The organism is Chryseolinea serpens (assembly GCF_900129725.1).
GTDB lineage: Bacteria > Bacteroidota > Bacteroidia > Cytophagales > Cyclobacteriaceae > Chryseolinea > Chryseolinea serpens.
Genome location: NZ_FQWQ01000003.1, coordinates 175,486 through 193,784, shown reverse-complemented (window position 1 = coordinate 193,784; position 18,299 = coordinate 175,486). Strand labels below are relative to the sequence as shown.

Annotated in this window: 17 protein-coding genes; 10 read left to right on the top strand and 7 right to left on the bottom strand. The window is 51.3% G+C overall.

The window, feature by feature from the left end; genetic code table 11:
- Window positions 1-46: 46 nt before the first annotated feature.
- Window positions 47-1,768, bottom strand: a complete 1,722-nt coding sequence (locus BUB30_RS20630) for a tetratricopeptide repeat protein (RefSeq protein WP_073137764.1) — start codon at window positions 1,766-1,768, stop codon at window positions 47-49.
- Between the two features lie 181 nt (window positions 1,769-1,949).
- Between BUB30_RS20630 and BUB30_RS20625 the strand changes: the two genes are divergently transcribed.
- On the top strand, window positions 1,950-2,405 hold the full coding sequence (locus tag BUB30_RS20625) for a lipocalin family protein (RefSeq protein WP_073137762.1): 456 nt from the start codon (window positions 1,950-1,952) through the stop codon (window positions 2,403-2,405).
- Window positions 2,406-2,428: 23 nt separating this feature from the next.
- On the opposite strand, the gene BUB30_RS20620 is transcribed toward BUB30_RS20625, so the two are convergent.
- The 6 genes from BUB30_RS20620 to xerD form a co-directional block, all read right to left on the bottom strand.
- Window positions 2,429-3,463 (bottom strand): quinone-dependent dihydroorotate dehydrogenase, encoded by a 1,035-nt coding sequence (locus BUB30_RS20620; protein ID WP_073137760.1) that lies wholly within the window; start codon window positions 3,461-3,463, stop codon window positions 2,429-2,431.
- An 8-nt stretch (window positions 3,464-3,471) separates the two neighbouring features.
- A complete protein-coding gene (locus BUB30_RS20615) occupies window positions 3,472-4,026 on the bottom strand; it encodes a DUF4136 domain-containing protein (RefSeq protein ID WP_084138275.1) in 555 nt (184 codons plus the stop codon).
- A 61-nt stretch (window positions 4,027-4,087) separates the two neighbouring features.
- Entirely contained in the window at window positions 4,088-4,798 is a 711-nt protein-coding gene (locus BUB30_RS20610; RefSeq protein ID WP_073137756.1) for a carbohydrate-binding family 9-like protein, read from the bottom strand.
- 66 nt (window positions 4,799-4,864) lie between these two features.
- The gene (locus BUB30_RS20605; RefSeq protein WP_143165014.1) at window positions 4,865-6,025 is read right to left on the bottom strand and encodes a hypothetical protein; all 1,161 of its coding nucleotides are present in this window, start codon (window positions 6,023-6,025) and stop codon (window positions 4,865-4,867) included.
- Between the two features lie 29 nt (window positions 6,026-6,054).
- Window positions 6,055-7,995: a WD40/YVTN/BNR-like repeat-containing protein gene (locus tag BUB30_RS20600; RefSeq protein WP_143165013.1), complete on the bottom strand. Its 1,941-nt coding sequence runs from the start codon at window positions 7,993-7,995 to the stop codon at window positions 6,055-6,057.
- A 600-nt stretch (window positions 7,996-8,595) separates the two neighbouring features.
- On the bottom strand, window positions 8,596-9,504 hold the full coding sequence (gene xerD, locus BUB30_RS20595) for a site-specific tyrosine recombinase XerD (protein ID WP_073137750.1): 909 nt from the start codon (window positions 9,502-9,504) through the stop codon (window positions 8,596-8,598).
- A 144-nt stretch (window positions 9,505-9,648) separates the two neighbouring features.
- On the opposite strand from xerD, the gene aroQ reads away from it, so the two are divergent.
- The 9 genes from aroQ (at window position 9,649) to BUB30_RS20550 (ending at window position 18,271) form a co-directional block, all read left to right on the top strand.
- The gene (gene aroQ / locus BUB30_RS20590; RefSeq protein ID WP_073137748.1) at window positions 9,649-10,071 is read left to right on the top strand and encodes a type II 3-dehydroquinate dehydratase; all 423 of its coding nucleotides are present in this window, start codon (window positions 9,649-9,651) and stop codon (window positions 10,069-10,071) included.
- A 129-nt stretch (window positions 10,072-10,200) separates the two neighbouring features.
- Window positions 10,201-11,253, top strand: a complete 1,053-nt coding sequence (locus BUB30_RS20585) for an aminotransferase class V-fold PLP-dependent enzyme (RefSeq protein ID WP_073137746.1) — start codon at window positions 10,201-10,203, stop codon at window positions 11,251-11,253.
- Window positions 11,254-11,359: 106 nt separating this feature from the next.
- Window positions 11,360-11,716, top strand: a complete 357-nt coding sequence (locus tag BUB30_RS20580) for a hypothetical protein (RefSeq protein ID WP_143165012.1) — start codon at window positions 11,360-11,362, stop codon at window positions 11,714-11,716.
- A 287-nt stretch (window positions 11,717-12,003) separates the two neighbouring features.
- Complete coding sequence (locus BUB30_RS20575) at window positions 12,004-14,205, top strand: SulP family inorganic anion transporter (RefSeq protein ID WP_073137742.1); 2,202 nt, start codon at window positions 12,004-12,006, stop codon at window positions 14,203-14,205.
- Window positions 14,206-14,207: 2 nt separating this feature from the next.
- Complete coding sequence (locus BUB30_RS20570; protein WP_073137740.1) at window positions 14,208-14,738, top strand: carbonic anhydrase; 531 nt, start codon at window positions 14,208-14,210, stop codon at window positions 14,736-14,738.
- A gap of 53 nt (window positions 14,739-14,791) precedes the next feature.
- Entirely contained in the window at window positions 14,792-16,168 is a 1,377-nt protein-coding gene (locus BUB30_RS20565; RefSeq protein ID WP_073137738.1) for a hypothetical protein, read from the top strand.
- An 83-nt stretch (window positions 16,169-16,251) separates the two neighbouring features.
- Window positions 16,252-16,824 (top strand): MarC family protein, encoded by a 573-nt coding sequence (locus tag BUB30_RS20560; protein WP_073137736.1) that lies wholly within the window; start codon window positions 16,252-16,254, stop codon window positions 16,822-16,824.
- On the top strand, window positions 16,821-17,288 hold the full coding sequence (gene rnhA, locus BUB30_RS20555; protein ID WP_073137734.1) for a ribonuclease HI: 468 nt from the start codon (window positions 16,821-16,823) through the stop codon (window positions 17,286-17,288). The genes BUB30_RS20560 and rnhA overlap by 4 nt, the downstream gene beginning before the upstream one ends.
- Before the next feature lie 74 nt (window positions 17,289-17,362).
- The gene (locus BUB30_RS20550) at window positions 17,363-18,271 is read left to right on the top strand and encodes a bile acid:sodium symporter family protein (RefSeq protein WP_084138274.1); all 909 of its coding nucleotides are present in this window, start codon (window positions 17,363-17,365) and stop codon (window positions 18,269-18,271) included.
- Window positions 18,272-18,299 lie beyond the last annotated feature (28 nt).

Here is an 18,299-nt window from a genome sequence, read left to right as displayed (position 1 = left end):
CTCAGGTCTTATTGTAGAACTGAAAGGAGCCATTAGAATTCCAAAGTTAGAATCGGGAAGTGATGGTGGTGATGTCGGCGTTTTTCCAGGAGGCGGAGAAGCGTTTGACGGTATTGAGGACGGCGTCTCTTTTTCCTTGTTCGTGTTGGGCGCGGTGGAGGCCCGCCAGGGACCAGCCGTTTTCGCGGTTGCGTTTTAAATCTTCGTTGTATACTTGTTCGGCTTCGGCAAATCGGGCGGCTTCCAGCAGGGCGGCTCCGAGGAAATGGCGCGTGGGCAATTTCCAGTCGGGGGGCTCGTTGTAGCGCATGCCGTCTTCGGCTTTCACGGCTTTTTGAAAGAACGTGATGGCCTCGTCAAACTTCTTTTCTTTTAAGGCGATCTCGCCGTGCAACAGGTCGGAGGCAATGCCTGCTGCCATGGAAACGGGATTGAAGGAGATGTACATCGTCTTCAGGGCATCCAGCTTGGCCAGCGAGTCGAGCTTAGAGAGTTCGTACTTGGCCTCCAACGCAAAGCCCGTACGCAGCAGAGCCATGCCGCGGGTGAAGCGCCACATCACTTGTGGATAGGGTTCTTTCCCCGGATCGGGCAAGGCCAGAATGTCGTTCCACTTGCCAAAGCGTGTGTAGGCGATCATGGGTTCCACTTGCATGTACTGCGAAAAGCCCGGCGCGCTCGACAAAATAAAATTGGCTTTATACGCCAGCTTCAGCGCCGATTGAATGCCCAGGTTGCTCCGGCCTTCCATGTAGGAGCTATAGCAAATAAAATCGATGTTGTGCGGGTAGTACATGAGGCGATACATGCCCTGGTTCTCTGACCGCGCCAAATATTTTTCGTCCACTTCCGCGGCCTTCACGTTGGTGGTCACCGCGCGGGTGTAGTCGCCTGTGCGGATGTAAATGTGGGAAGGCATGTGCACGATGTGTCCCGCGCCCGGCATGGCGGCTTCTAAAAACTTGGCGCTGTTCAAGCCCAACTCGGGTGTGGGCGAGGCTTCGATGAGGTGTATGTAGAGGTGGTGTGCACCGGGATGCCGGGGAAATTTTGCCAGCGTCGACTCCAGCACGCGTTTCGCTTCCTGGGTTTGAAGTTTGGCCTTGCCGTCGGGTAGCCAGTAGTCCCACGGCATGGTGTTCATCACCGCGTCGGCATAGAGAATTTGCACTTCGGGATCTTCGGGGTAGCGTTGGGCGATGGTACCCATGGCGCCGGCGTATACCTGGTTGAGCGAGTCGCGCACCTCGTAGGCCTTGCCGTTATAACGGGTGGCCAACGCATCGATCATATCTTTTTCTACCTGCGAGATCCGGGCCTTTCTTTTTTGGGCTTGCTGGATAGCTTCGAGTGCGAGGCGTTCGCGGTCTTTCGGATTTACGTCGTTGAGATTGGGTCCATAGGCAAGGGCCAGTCCCCAATAGGCCATGGCACACTCGGGATCGAGACGCGTGGCCTCCCGGAACGATTGGATGGCTTCCCAATGATTGAAAGCATAGACAAGTCTCAGGCCCTGTTCAAAAAACTTTTGTGCTTCCAGCGAAGTGGTGGTGACGGGGTAGTGCAGATCGCCGAGACCATTGAGCAACCGCGGTTGGGCGAGCAAGGTGTCGGCCATGTCCCACGAGATGGCGCCACATAAGGCAACGGGTGTGTTGGGTAATTTTCCATATCCCTTCGCCTTGGGGCGTTCCCAGGTTTTCCAGGAGATGAAGAGCACACTACAAAGCAGAAAGAGACAAGCAGGAAGCAGGGTTCTTGTTTTCATGAGAGGGTCGATCGGAATGAGGTTGTGAGTATACTAAAGATAATGAACAAATGCGCAAAGAGCAACGCATTCTGCGCAACAGGGTTACACTTTATCTTTCGTTATTTAAGGGTTCGAACAGAACGACCAAAAATGGCGTTACAACAATAGATCTTTTGTCGAACTTATAAATTAAAGCATCATGACCCCCCGCATTATCACATTCTTCCTAGGTTTGAGTTTCATCCTCCTGGTGTCGTGCAAGGACGACGACAAGTCCTATCCTTCCGTCACCGGAAAATGGCAGGGCACCTTGCTCACGGCCGAGATCACGGTCTATGGCGTTACCCTCCCCAACAAACAAACCGACGACACCTTTGATGCCGTGGTGGAATTCAAGTCCGACGGCACGGCGATATTGACGGACGACAATCAGACCTCCACGGGCACGTGGTCACAGAACAATGATAAACTCACGCTATCGGTCACCTTCGGCACTGAATTTATCGACTTGTCGGGCACATACACCATCCAGGAAATCACCGACAAGAAACTCACACTGTACATTGAAAAGGACGGCAGCTATACCGATCCCGACACGAAAGTCGAAGTGCAAGGTACGGTGAAGGCAACTTTGAATTTCGATAAGAAATCATGAGCAGAGGCCGGGGGCACCGGCACTCAAATTTTCTGCTTCACAAGGCGCTTGTTGATCCTTTTGGCCAGGGCGGGACCTTCATAGATAAACCCGGTATAAAGCTGCAACAGGTCGGCGCCTGCGTTTATTTTTTCGATCGCGTCTGCCGGCGAAAAGATGCCACCGACGGCAATGATGGGAAACTTTGGACCCAGGGAGGTGCGTAAGTAGCGGATCACTTCGGTGGACCGCGCCGTCAACGGTCGGCCACTAAGCCCCCCGTTGCCGATACGATCGAGTTCCTCTTTGCTGGCGCGCAGGCCATCGCGGGAAATGGTGGTGTTGGTGGCGATGACGCCGTCGGTTCCCGTTTCGCGCAGGATGTCGACGATGTCGTTGAGTTGTTCGGGCGTGAGGTCAGGGGCGATCTTCAGGAGTACGGGTTTGGGATGAGGCTTGGCCAGGCTGCGTTGCTTGATGGACTGCAACAATTTTCCGAGGGGTTCCTTCTCCTGCAATGCGCGCAAGCCCGGGGTGTTGGGCGAGCTGACGTTGATGACAAAATAATCTACGTGATCAAACAAGGCGTCAAAGGCGCGCACATAGTCATCCATCGCGTTTTCGTTGGGCGTGACTTTGTTCTTGCCGATGTTGCCGCCGACGATGACCCGCGACGTTCTTTTTCTCAGCCGCTGCACCGCAGCCTCCACCCCTTCGTTGTTAAAGCCCATGCGGTTGATGAGCGCCTGATCCTGTGGCAACCGAAAAAGACGGGGCTTGTCGTTGCCGGGTTGCGGCAGCGGCGTGAGCGTGCCGATCTCGATGCTACCAAAACCCAGGCAGGCCAGCTCGTCGATGAGCCGCGCATCTTTGTCTAACCCGGCAGCAAGGCCAATGGGGTTTTTGAAGCGGATGCCAAACAGCTCGCGCTCCAGGCTGGGGTGCTCATAGTGATAGGCCCACCGCAGCAACGTCTTGCCACCGGGGACACGGCCGACGAAACGGAGAAAGCCAAAAACAATGTGGTGGATTTTTTCAGGATCGACAGCAAACAGCAGGGGACGGATCAGGGAGTACATGCAGGGCGTTACGACTTTTTCTTTTTATTCCGTTTGGGAAATTTCTTGAAGGCTTTATACACGGAAGCATCCAACGCACGGTGCAGGTCGGCGCCGTTGAGCACCAGGGTGGCGTTGGCTTTCCAGAGTTCTTTTTTGGAGCGCGCATCGTCGATCTCGATCATCATCATACCTTCGCGGGTTTCGCGCGACCAGGTGCGCGACTGGTCCATGTCCACCGGGTTGTCGGCGGGGCGTTGGCCAAGGGGACCGTTGGAGCCGCCGTCAGTAAAGTTATAGCCACCGGCGACGTAGCTCACCACCATTTGGGCAGAGTCGTCCACGTAGGTATAGCCGCGCATTTCCAGTTCTTTAATGATCGATTTTTTTATGGTCGCGAACAGGGCGTCTTCGGAGGTATTCTTTTCGTCGGCGGGGGTCATGAACTCCCCTTTGGTGACGGTGAAGGTCTTGTATTCGGTGAGGTCCACACCTTTTTGTGTGTGCGTTTCAACGCTTTGGGCGTAGGAAAGGCTAAACCCAAGAAAGAACGCACACAAGGCTACACACATGATTCGATTCATGGGGCGAAGGTACGAAAGATATTTTTATGGAAAATCTTTTAAACAGGGAAGGCTACAACTGTTATTCAAACAGCATAATGCCAAAATTCTTGTAGTCGTGAAAATTGGTTTTCACTTTGTTCCACGACCACGCGCTTCTCCCATCATCGAAATCGACCCGGTACATGTTCATGCGCCAGCGGGTTCCCTTTTGAGGCGGTACGTGCTGGAGGGGTTGTAGCAATTTGTAGGGAACGAAGATCTCCGCGGTCCAGGAAGCGATCTTTCCGGCTGCATCCTTGGCGGTGGTGACGAGGTGTTTTATTTTCCGGTCGCCCTCGTAATGCCAGGGCCGCCATCCCAGGAACTGCCCGTCATAGTTGGGAATCAGCAGCGCGAGTTCGTAATTGAGGGGTGAGATCTCATATTCAAAATAGAGCGGCGAGGATTCATCGGTCCAGAAAAAAACTTCCATTACATCTTCCTTCCATAGGTCGGCAAAATCTTGCGTGTTGGTTGCCGTTATCTTTTCATCGTCGCAATGGAAAAGTACGTAGATCCCTTGTTCGCTGTAAAGCAATTTGGCTTTTGTTGCATAGGATTTGTTTCCCTGGCGTTGGGTTAGGGTGAGCCAATCCGCATCCTTCCACGCCGCGGAATTGCCGGCTCCGGTGATTTCAAAATCTTTGGTGGGCTTGATGTGAAAGGTTTCGTGTGCATCGGGGGCTACTTGAGCCAGCGACCGGGAAACCAGCAAAAGAAACATCAGCGCTGTTGGGCAAGAGAATTTCATATAGCCAGGGTGTAGTTGGTAAAAATAACGTTTTTCCTCATAACAGGCCTGCTAAATTCAGTCGTATTAGTGACTTTGATTTTCATTCCAATCAACCTTCGTCACTCTTTTATCGTCCACAATGATTACCGACACTTCTTTGTCCAACGCGGTACCATAAAAGTCCAAGTTCACCAAAACATAGTCGTCATAGCGAGTGGTGAGTGGATTATGCGTGTAGATTTCATTATTAAACAAGGGATTTACGATCTGTATGTCGGTTCCATTGATTTCCGCCAAAAATGTTAGTCCATTCAGGTGGGCGATGTTGATTTGTCTTTGTCCTGCACGGAAGCTTGAAAATAATTGAATCTCAAAAAAATCAAGCAGCTTCTTAAATGCCGCGGATTTGTCTGCGTATCCCAACGTCTGACCATCCTTCATTTTGCTTATTTCCTTTTTCCCGGCCATGGCAAGTTTGCGCGGATCCTCAATTGACTTAATCTCTGAGGTGCCAAGCATATGCCCCAACTGTGCCAGTACAAAATAGAAGTCACCTTCCTTATATACCGAGTTCGCACACGTCGATTCTGTGAAGAAAATTTTCCCGGATGCTTTTTCAAAGAAATAAACTGTTCCTCCAAATTCTCCATGACAATCATTAAAGACAATGAATCGACTATCTTCAAAAAGCTTCGGCTGCTTTCGCAATGGAAAGGGGGTCTTCAATTTAGTCCACCCGTTGTTCCAGACATAGATCGTATTTCCGGAAAGCGCGGCCAGGTGGTTACTGATTATCCAATGATACTTGAATCGTTTGGTGTTCAGTTTTTTTTCAAAGCCGGCATCTCTTGTAAAGCCCTGCAAGGTGTGGCAAACAAACTTGCCGTTACCAAATAATGAAACAAGCTTGTTGTCGTAAATCACCGAGTACGACGCCGGGTAGTTTTTGTAATTATCATCGTAATCCTCAAAATCGTCGGTGTAGTAAGGATTCTTTAGTATGATGTGGGCCGTGTCAAAAGGGATGGGATTCTTGCTTATGGAGACACCATACTGATCCGTGCGGAAAAGACAGGAAGCGGTTACGGAGTCGTTCTTTTCACCAGAAAGCGGATCACTGCGGAATGACTGTTTGAATTGTTGAAGTATCTTATCAAAGGAGACGCTATGGGGCTCAACAGGGTTTTGCGCTATCACCGCCGCAACCCAAAGGAAAGACATCGATATGGATAAAAGGAATTTCATAGCAAATACAGTTTTTTACTGGGAATAGCTTAATAACGAGTACGTCTCTCTTCGACCAGGTAATCCGCCAGCTCCATAAGAAAATTGCTGTTGCTAAAAATCTGCTTGCCGATAAAGTCCTTGGGTACGCAGGTGTCGATAAATCTTGACAATGCGACCTCATAGCTATTGAAATGCCGTCCTTTGTAGAGAAACCGCCAGGGCAAATTCCAAGGTTTGTTTGATTCAAAATAGTACCTCGTCGCGCTCAGGGTATCTCCCTCTGCATTGACAAAATCCACATTAAACCAATAACTTGTCGTACTCCAAAATCTCTCTCCGCGATCCAGAGCCTTCTTTATCGATGTTGCGCTGAGCGTGTCCAGCAATGACGGCATGCTCTTGTAGATTGTTTCATTTTTTTTGAATGCCGCATATCCATCATAGCCACGATGCTGAGCGCGCTTACGCACCAATTTGAGGTACTGATTTTTGTCGGAATCGGTAATGTTAAATTTGTCGATGGTGGGCCCTTGGCCGGCATACAAATCTACCGTCCGTAGGATTTTTTCAAGACTAACCAGACTGACTTCATTTCGGAACAAAGATTGATGGCGGTCGTCGTAGGAGCTGCTGACTGCTTCCATGGATGAAAGCGTGGTGTCATTTTTCACGCGATAAGAAATGATGTTGCCTTCATTGTGGAAACATCCGCGACTTCCGGCATCTATCTGGACGGAAACCAGTTTCCCTTTCAAGAAATCCGACAGCGGATTTGTATGGACATAGGGGCGCAGCAAAGGATCATGGAGCGAGTAGGTGTAGTTGTCGTTGCCATCCCAAAGTACCACCAGGCTATCGGTCAATACCAACAGGTCGTGAAAACGACGGCCAAATTCTTCCAATCTAAACCAGTCCACTCCGTGGTTCCGGGACATATACAACTGATTGCCGTTCAATCCCCATGTGAGCAAAGGACCGTTCCCGATCAACGCCGGCTCGGCAATTTTCCGGTCGGTGGTATAAAAGGCCGCCCGGGTGAACCCATCCTTTTTTAGTTTGATAATAGCAAAGGCTTCGTCTAGCAGAAATACCTCATCCTTTACGACTTGGATCGACCACGGCATGGCCGGCAGCGGATCTTTGGTCAGGTACGTTGGCCGCATATTGCTGTCGACCTGTATGACGTGTTTGTTTGTCAATACGCAATAGAGCATCCGGCTCTCCGCATCGACATGGAAATCGGAAACGGAAAAGGGAAATGGCTCCCACATAATGTTGTCAAGCCCTGAATTGAAAACTCGCCCGCCCTGGCTAACAATTACCCTACTATTCCATAGTGCTACGGACTCAATCCTTTCACCGGTTAAATCATCAACATCAATTTTGCGTTGATCCTCCGGCGTTACGATCTGTTGAGACGTTTGCCAATTGTCGTGGGTGATGTAAATCTGGTTGTGCAATGCCCCGGCCACGCCGTCGTTGCTGTTCGCCATGAATATCTTGTGCATTCGGGTGGAGGAGTTAAACGGAGAATTGAGTTTGGTCCAGGCATCACCAAAATTCCCAGAAAAGTAAATATCCCCGGAAGAACCGCCCATCCAGGCGCGGCCCGACCGGTCTACAAAAGCATCATAAATCCAGTCGTTGCCACCAAAGTCAACAACCCTCCAGTCGCGTCCTCCATTCGATGTTACGTAAATACCGTTCTTGACCAAATCTCCATGCACCACTGAGATGTACCCCGAAATGAAAGCCGTATCCTGGTTAAAGAATGACACGCGGTCAAATGTGGGATCGTCCCAAGGCTTGCCATTCTTACCGGAAAATATAGTTGGCCCGTAATGCCAGTTTGAGTCAATGCGCTCCGCGTAATAACTGTGCCCGGTCGCAGAGACCAACCACAATTTTCCATTTGGAGCGACATTGATCCCTGCCACGCGACCCTCCACATCGAGCTCGGCTCGCGTATCAAGTCCTTGTCCGGCCAAAGAACCACTCAGAAGGGTTAGCATTATAAATGTCCGCAGGAACCTCATGACGCTAAGATAATAATCCGCTATTCCACACATAGTACTCTGTGTCAATCCATGTTTTGTAATTGTAATTCTCATAAAACTTATTTATATCATTGGTATCACCAAAAATCTTTCTACGTCCATGACGTGGTACCGCTTAAATCAAGCGGCGTGCCATACCAAAGTTTCTGCGCTAAATTAAAAGCTATTTTGGTGCTTCTACCCCGGGGTAGCTGAATGAATCATAATATTTCACCATATTCTATGTTTACTCTTTTCATCTAAATAGTCATTTAAATTTCCACATCCTTGCTATGTATGAGCCAGTTTTGTAGTTACTACGAGTTGTTTGTTTGAGCTATTCGCGAAAACTAATATCTATCATGTTTTTAAGCCTTGCCTTAGTTAGCAACTTGACATTATTGTTGTTAGTCGCAAATTTCGTTAGGTATAGATAAAATGTTCCGTCATACCAAAGTATAAAATCAGTTTTTGCATCGAAGTCGAAGTCGCCTGTTGAATAAACATAGGGAATCGAGCCAAATGCGTTTAAGGGCAAGAACGGGAGGCCGGCTATGCGCGCGGATGAAACTCCTGGATCACCTGGCGGAGATAATCGCGGTCGAGGTGTGTGTATATCTCGGTGGTTGTGATGGATTCGTGACCTAGCATTTCCTGCACTGCACGTAAATCGGCCCCACCCTCGATGAGATGCGTGGCGAACGAGTGACGAAACGTGTGCGGGCTGATCGTCTTGTTCAACCCGATATGGAGGGCGAGATTCTTGATGATCGTAAAGATCATAACCCGCGTGAGCTTCTTTCCATTTCGATTCAAGAACACAAAACCCTCATGCCCCTTCTGCGCCGGCTTGTGTGGCGAACGTCCGCGGATCTCCTCCACGTAAAGCTTCGTATACTTCAACGCATCACGGCCAATCGGCACAAGCCGCTCTTTGTTTCCCTTTCCGGTGACCCGGAGAAATCCCACGTCGGCGTGGACGTCGTTTAACTTGAGGTCGACCAGTTCGCTGACACGGAGCCCTGAACTATAGAGCACTTCCAGCATGGCGCGGTTGCGGCCGCCTTCGGGTTTGGATTGGTCGATGGCCTGCAGGAGCTTTTCGATCTCGGGATAACTCAGCGTATCGGGAAGTTTGCGGCCCAGCTTCGGGCCTTCCAGCAAGGCCGTGGGATCTTTTTCGATGAGCGACTCGAAAAGCAGGTATTTGAAAAAGGCCTTGAGACCGGAGAGGATGCGCGCCTGGCTGTAGGCGCTCATGCCCAGCTCGTTGATATATTGAAGGAACTGTTGGCAATGTTTAGTGGTGACCGTGAGCGGCGACGTGTTGGGGTGGTGCATGCTCATAAATTGTTGAAGCAGGGTCACGTCGTGCAAATAGGCTTGGATGGAGTTTGGCGACAGGGAACGCTCGAGTTTGAGATAATGATTGAAATGTTTGGTATGGAGGTCCCAGTTCATGGCACTAAGTTAATGGCTTTCGTTGAAGCCTCAGCGGGCTCCTTCGAAGAAGCCTCAAAAGGGCCGCGCCCGTCGAAGCTTCAGCGAAGGCGGAGATTTTTTATTTCGCCTTGGGCCCGTAACTTTCCTGCTTAACTTAACCCCATGAACATACAAATCATCAACGGCCCCAACCTGAACCTGCTTGGCAAGCGGGAGACTTCCATTTATGGCAGTGAATCGTTTGAAGACTTTTTGGAGACGCTGAGAAAGCGTTTTCCGTCGTTGTCGCTCCACTACTACCAGTCGAACGTGGAAGGCGAGATCGTGAACAAGTTGCATGAGGTGGGCTTTTCGTTTGATGGGATCGTGTTGAATGCCGGGGCGTATACACACACATCGGTGGCCATCCACGACGCCATCGGGGGGATCAAGACGCCGGTGGTGGAAGTGCACATTTCCAACGTCTATGCCCGCGAGGAGTTCCGGCACAAAAGCCTGATCACCTCCAAATGCGCCGGCATGCTCACCGGCTTTGGCATGGAGGGCTATGCCCTGGCCCTGACCTTTTTGATGGGTCGGAAATAGGCTCCTGCACCTCATTTTGAGGCCATTTTTGCGCACTGGAGCAGGGCCGTTGTGACTTTGTTTGCCGGCCAACATCTAAACCACGTCGAAAGCCGTTAAGGTTTTCGAACCCAAAACAGATACTCCCCCATGATCAGCTTTTATCCAGGACCTTCACGCGTACACGACGAAATACCCCGCTATGTGCAAGACGCGCACGAGTTGGGCGTGATGAGCATAAACCATCGCAGCGACGCCTTCATGGCCATCTCCGAGCGCACGGTTTCGCTATTGAAACAACGGCTGAACATCCCTTCCGACTACACGATTTTCTATACCTCGTCGGCCACCGAGTGCTGGGAGATCATTGCCCAGTCGCTCATTACCGACAAGAGTTATCACTTATATAACGGCGCCTTCGGACAGAAGTGGCACGAGTACACGCAGCGCCTGCACAGCGGGGCCACGGCCGTGCCGTTTGGTGTGGAGGAGAAACTGGACCCCGCCAAGCTCACCTTCGCCGAAGAAGGTGTGATCTGTATCACTCAAAACGAAACATCGAACGGAACACAAGTGCCGTCGGCACTGATCAAACGGATCAAAAAAAATCACCCAAAACATCTCATCGCGGTCGACGCCGTGTCGTCTATGGCCGGCATTGCCCTGGATTTCAAAGCGGCCGACATTTGGTTTGCTTCTGTTCAAAAATGTTTCGGGCTTCCCGCCGGACTCGGTGTCATGATTTGCTCTCCCCAGGCGATCGAGCGCTCCAATCACATCGCGGAAAAGGAGCATTATAACAGCCTCACCTTCATGACTTCGATGATGACCCGCTGGCAAACACCCTGCACCCCCAACGTGCTGGGCATCTATTTGCTGATGCGCGTGCTGGAAGACAGTGACAACATCAAAGACACGCAGGAAAAAATCGTGGCACGCTATGAAGACTGGGTCACCTTCTTGTCGGAACGTAAAACGATCGCCCCGCTGGTGAGCAACCGCGCGGTTCATTCACACACGGTAGTGCCGGTGACCGGCGACGCCGACACGTTGCAACACATCAAGGCGCTGGCGAAGAAGCACGACATTTTGCTGGGAGAAGGCTATGGCGAGTGGAAAGCGACGACGTTTCGGATTGCCAATTTTCCGGCATTGAAGAAAAAGGAGATCAAAAAACTGATGGCCATTTTAAAGAAATTTTAAGTTCAGCGTAAAGTCCTGCAATCGATTGTCAAAACGCCACATGTAAGAAAAACTGCGTGGGAAGTTTTCGATTGTCATGAATTTATGCTAACCTTTGTTTCTGATCATGAGCGCAATGTCCAGGATATCCAAGCAAATTGTTCGCGTAGCACTCATCCTGCTGCTGTTTCAATTTCTTGCTCCCGCATTCCTCCCCCTGGTCGTGCAGGAGATCCCCGCCGATCGGGAAACTGCCTTTCATCCACAGCATAACTCCATTGTCGTTCCCCTGCTGTTAAAAGAAAATGACGAAAAAGAACACGATGACGTGCTCACTTCCGAGGGCACGCCCCCGCTGTTGGACCTGGCGGCTCACGGTGTGAACCTCATCGCGTTTTATCAAAATAAGCTCACCATAGTCAGTGCCCCGGATAACCATCCGCAACGTGCGCTGTTGACGTTGTTCTGCACCTTCCAGATCTGATCCCTTTTTGCTTTGCGGCGGGATTCCGGGAAGAATACCGACGCTTCCATTCTTTTCATGTTCAGCAATAATTTGACGTTCGGCATATGGCCCCCGGGTGATGTCGATTCAGGTATCAAAAGACTTGTAAACGTCATTTTTTGACAGGATTTGGATGGTCAGGGCATAGCTCACCTTTTGCCTTGGGCAACATCGCACCCCCCCTACTGGTATTCAAAAAAAATTGTTGTCTGGCCTCATTTTCACGCGGTGTTGCGCCGCCGACTTGAGATTAAAATTTTTCAAACATGAAAACATTAGAAATTCCTAAAGACGGTTTGGAAGGCCTGAAGCAGAACTGGCGCACCGATGCGCTGTCGGGCTTTCTCGTATTTCTACTGGCGCTCCCGCTCAGCTTGGGTATTGCCAAGGCCAGCGGTTTCGACGCCGCCATGGGTGTGCTCACGGCGATGATCGGCGGTTTGGTGGTCAGTATTTTTCAAGGGGGGCGACTCACGATAAAAGGGCCCGCCGCCGGTTTGATCACCGTTTGTGCGGGTGCTGTGACCGACCTTGGGGGATTGGGCATCGAAGGCGTTAGCGCCACACAACTCGCCTGCGGCGCTGTTTTGGTGATGTCGGTCATCCAGGTGGTCTTCGGATTTTTGAAGTTTGGATCGTTTAGCGATTTCTTTCCGCACTCTGCGGTGCACGGCATGTTGGCCGCCATCGGTGTACTGATCTTCGCCAAGCAATTTCCCATCCTGTTGGGTGTCAATCCATCGTTCACAAAAGATCTGTCGCCCATCCAACTCTATACGCACATCCCCGTCTTTATCGCCAATGCCAACTGGAGCATTGCCATCGTTGGGATCGGCAGCTTGATCATCATTTTCGGTTTGCCGATGGTAGGCGGCATCTTCAAAAAGATCCCCGCCCCCATGATCGTGTTGGTCATCATGATCCCGCTGGCCATGGTGATGGATTTCAAAGGCCAGTATAAAGGCTCCCTGGTTTCCATCGGCAAATTCTGGCAGAACATTTCCTTCAATGCCAGCTTTGCCGCCATCGGCACATACGTGTTCTGGAAATATGTTTTCATGTTCTTGTTTGTGAACAGCCTCGAGTCGTTGTTGACGGTGAAGGCCATCGACGGCCTGGATCCCTACAAACGCAAATCGGACTATAACAAAGACCTCAAGGCTTTGGCTTTGGGTAACGGCATCTCCGGCTTGTTGGGTGGTCTGCCCATGATCTCGGAAGTGGCCCGTAGCTCGGCGAACGTAAACAACGGTGCACGCACCCGCTGGGCAAACTTCTTCCACGGCCTTTTCCTGTTGATCTCGATGCTGGTGTTGATCCCGGTCATCGAAATGATCCCCACCGCCGCATTGGCCGCTATGCTGATTGCGGTGGCCTATCGCCTGGCTTCACCGAAAGAATTTATCGGTACGTATAAAATCGGCCCTGAACAGTTTGCCATCTTCTGCGTGACCATCATCGTCACCGTGGCCGAAGACTTGTTGCTCGGTGTCGCCGCCGGCATCCTGACCAAGTTCGCCTTCCACATCATCAACGGCGCGCCCGTGGCCAGTCTTTTCAAAGCCGACTATACCCTGACCGAAAACGACGACGAGTACAAAGTGAACGTAAAAGGTTCCGCAACCTTCTCGAACTTCCTCGGCTTCAAAAAACTATTCAATCAATTTAAACCCAACAAAACCATCATCTTCAATTTTGCCGATGCCAAGCTGGTGGATCACTCGTTTATGGAGCAACTTCATCATTTCGAAGACGACTATCATCTGACGGGTGGCAAATTGATCTGGGAAGGTTTGGACAAATTCAATCCATTCTCCAATCACCCTTTGGCCGCACGCAAACACACGCCGGGCAACGCTTCGAAACTGGAGATCCGGTTGTCGACCCGCCAGATCGAACTTCGGCGACTGGCAGAAGACAACGACATGGTGTTCTATCCCCAAAAGGTGAAGAACTCGCTGAAGTACCGGAACTTCCCGATCCAAACCGGAACGAAGATCCAATACGAAGAGAACATCCTCACGAAGTATACCGAATTCGGAAAAGTGGAAATCTCCGATCTGATCCTGACGGAAGGCGATGTGACCAAAACCGACACCACCATCACCGTGGTGCAGGTGTCCGACATCGAAGGCACGCTCCCGCATTTTGCGTTGGAGCCCGAAAAATTATGGAACAAGCTTTCGCAAATGACCCAGGGCAAAGACATCGACTTCAAGAACCACCCGGAATTTTCGCGCCTCTTCTACCTGCGCGGCGACGACGAAAATGCGGTACGCGAATTTTTCCGCGAAGCGGTGCTCACCTACCTGGAAACGCACGACAGCATTCACGTGGAGTCACATCGCAACAGACTGGTCGTCTATGCCAAGCGTGATAAGCTGTCGCCGGAAGAGATCAAGTCGGTACTGCTTTTTGTGAACGGGTTTATGAAGGCGGTGGGCAAATCCGAAACTCAATTGGCATAAGCATGAACAGTCTGACGACGCTAAAGCCCCTGATCGGGTTGAAGAAAACATTGGTGATCACCTGCCGGGAGTGTGGTTTGCAGGTGACGGAAGACTTTTCCGGACAAGTATTCACACATGCTTCGCTTGGCGCCATGCTGCAACGTCACGACTATTTGCAGCAAGAGAGCCTGGAGTATTTCGTGGGGACAAAAGGATGCACGCAGATCATTGTCGTGGGCCATACGCATTGCCACATTATGGATACCCTGAAAAAGGACCCCTTCCTGAGCCGTATGCTGCACTTCAACCTGGGCGCCTACTTCAAAAATCCCAACGTGCGGGTACTTCCCAAGACCGTGCGCGACCAAATGCTGCTGGAACTGAACGTGATCGATCAGTGCAAACTGTTGCTCGACTATCCGTTTCTGCGCGAGCGCATGCAGGCGAACAGCCTCCACCTGATTGGAGTGGTGATGGGCAACGGCCCGGCACAACTCAAGCAAGTTTTTTATAACAACATCCTCTACAACACGGTTATCGCATTGAATTAAATTCGCACGAACATACCTTTGTGCCTGCGATTTAAAAACAAACCAACGAACACATGAAAAACTTTACCCTACCCATCCTTGGGATGGTGGTGATGCCGTTTATATCCGCGTTCGCCCAGGAACAGACTCCGCCTCCCGCGCCGAAGCCTGCCATCGAAGAGATGCGTTTGAAACTGAACGAAGACGGAAGCCATTATCTGAAATGGACCTTCCTGAACCAGGTGTGGCTGCGCTACAACGACAGCAACCCCGGCACTACCGTACTGAAAGATCCCGCCAGCAGCACCGTGGACATTGGCTTGCGCCGAACCCGCATCCAATTCTATGGTCAACTCACCGACCACGTGTTCTTCTATACACAATTCGGACAAAACAACTTCAACTTCCTTTCCAACAACGCCGGCAACCGGAAGCTCCAGGTGTTCTTCCACGATGCGTTGGGGGAATACAAGGTTTGGAAAGACAATGAAAAGCTGAAGCTGGGTGGCGGTCTCACCATCACCAATGGGTTGTCGCGCTTTAGCCAGCCCAGCATCGGCACGATCATGACGATGGATGTTCCCGTGTTTGCACAGGCCACCGTAGACCAAACCGACGAGTTCTCGCGCAAGCTGAGCATCTATGCCCGTGGTCAGCTCGGAAAGTTCGACTATCGCATCGTGATGAGCGATCCGTTTCCCATCACCACCAACGGTGCAGCACTACCGGCGATCAATCCCAACGCCACCTTTGCGCAGCAGGGGCACCACAAACAATATCAAGGATTCTTCATGTATAATTTCTTTGACAAAGAATCCAACACCACGCCGTATATGACGGGCACCTATTTGGGCAAGAAAAACGTCTTCAACCTCGAAGCCGGTTTCATCACGCAAAAGAATGCCCTGTGGACTTCCGAAGATGCCGGCGTAACACAACAATACCACAACATGAACTTGTGGTCGGTGGCGCTGTACTATGATGCTCCCGTGGATGAAGAAAAAGGAACCGCGCTGTCGGCCTACGCCGGATATTTCAACCTGGACTATGGACACAACTACCTGCGCTACAACGGCGTGATGAATCCTGCCGACGGCATGGCCCCGGGCGCAAACCCCGGAGGATACGCTGGTACGCAAGGCAACGCATTCCCTATGTTCGGCAGTGGAAAAGTGGTGTACGCACAAGTGGGCTACCTGCTGAAGAAAGATCTCCTCGGCACGGGCAACGGCACACTGATGCCCTACGCTTCCATCCAAGCCGGCAACTACGACCGCCTGGCCAGCAACATGAATGTTTGGAACGTGGGGGTGAACTGGCTCATCAAAGGCCACACCAGTAAGATCAGCCTGGACTATCAGAACCGCCCATACTTTGAGACGCAAGGCACCGATATGGTGAAGGCCGGCAACAAAGGACAAGTGGTGTTGCAATATCAGATCAACTTCTAAAGATTTACGCAAGTAAGGTTTACAAAGAAATGCCGGGCAAAAGTCCGGCATTTTTAGTTTAGCTTTGTTCCAAATTTTGGTTCATGCTGGACGTTAAAGAAATTCTTTCAGTTTCACTCATTCTCTTTTCCGTTATCGATATCCTGGGATCCATCCCGATCATCATCGCCATCCGGAGGCGGGAAGGAAGGATCTATGCCGAACGGGCCACGCTCATCTCGGCGTTTCTCATGGTAATCTTTCTGTATCTGGGACAGTCGATCCTGCACTTGTTCGGCCTGGATGTGGCGTCGTTTGCTGTGGCAGGGGCCATCGTTATCTTCATCGTGGCCCTGGAAATGATCCTGGGCATCACGCTCATCAAAGACGACCCCGACGCCAAGGGCTCCAGTTCGGTGGTGCCACTCGCCTTCCCGCTCATTGCCGGAGCCGGTACGCTCACGACCATTCTCTCGCTGCGGGCCGTGTACCATGAGTGGAACATCTTGGTGGGTATTCTAGTGAACCTCGTATTTATTTATATCGTGCTCCGTTCGTCGTCGTGGCTGGAGCGCGTCATCGGCAAGTCGGGCTTTGCCGTTTTGCGTCGTGTGTTTGGCGTGATCCTACTGGCCATTGCCGTGAAGATTTTCAAAACTAATGTATTCCCCGCATGATTCGCATCTACACGGACGGCGCCGCCCAAGGTAATCCCGGTCCCGGCGGATATGGCGTAGTGATGAAGTTTCAGAGCGCCGTGAAAGAGATCGCGCAAGGTTTCCGGCTTACCACCAACAACCGCATGGAACTGTTGGCTGTCATCACCGGCCTGGAGGCCATAAAAAAAGAAGGCCACCCGGTGACCATCTATTCCGATTCCAAATACGTCGTGGATTCGGTAGAGAAAGGTTGGATCTGGGGGTGGCAAAAAAAGAACTTCGCCAAAAAGGCCAACCCCGACCTGTGGCAACGCTACATTCCGCTCCATCAAAAATATAAACCGAAGTTTATCTGGATCAAAGGCCATGCCGGCCACCCGGAAAATGAACGATGCGACCAGTTGGCCGTACAGGCGGCATCCGGCGGGTCGCTGCCTGCCGACCAGTGGTATGAAAATCACCGCGACAGTGTGGATTCATAAGGTTTATTAAAACCAGGGTTATTTTTATCTTTATCCCAAACCCTTTATTTTTTCATCCCAAAAAATTACCCCCCTTGCATCCGGAAACTCCTAGCATCAATTTCTCAGAAGGCAGCATCACACTGATGAACATCTGCCTGGCCTTCATCATGCTGAGCACGGCCCTGGAGATCAAACGCGAACATTTCACACAGTTGCTCTCGCAGCGGAAAGCGGTCATCACCGGCTTGCTGGGGCAGTATGTGTTGTTGCCGCTGGTCACCGTCATCGTCGTCACGCTGTTGCCCGTCAGCCACGGTGTGGGCCTGGGGTTGATCATGGTGTCGTCGTGCCCCGGGGGAAGTGTTTCCAATTTCTTTTCGCTACACGCCCGGGGAAATGTCGCCCTCGCCGTAGCGCTCACGGGATTTTCGTCGATGTTTGCTTTTGTGATGACGCCGTTGAATTTCTTTTTCTGGTCATCGCTCGTGCCCTCCTTGCATTCGGACGTCAAGGAACTCCACGTCGATTTTTGGTCACTCACCTCGAAGATGCTCCTGGTCTTGCTGTTGCCTTTGGTGACGAGCATGTTCGTGGCCGAAAAATGGCCTGCCATTGCCAAGCGCGTGGCCAAGCCGGCACGCATCATTTCCATTATCATTCTCACGATGTTCGTGGTCATGGCCTTCCTGAACAACAAGAGCATCCTGATCGACACTTTTCACAGGATCTTTTGGATCGTGCTGCTCACCAACGGCTGCGGCCTGGTCTGCGCCTACTTTTTTAGCAAGGTGCTCAAAAACGACGAGGCCGTGAACCGGACCGTGGCCATCGAAACGAGCGTCCACAATTCGGGACTGGGTCTCATTCTGATCTTCAGTTTTTTTGGGGGCAATGTCGAAATGGCGTTGGTCGCCGCCTGGTGGGGCATCTGGCACCTGGTGAGCGGGTTTGGATTTGCTTCGTTCATGCGCAACAGACCCCTGCCGGCACCAACAACCTGATCGCGAAGTCTGCGAACGGGAATTGTTT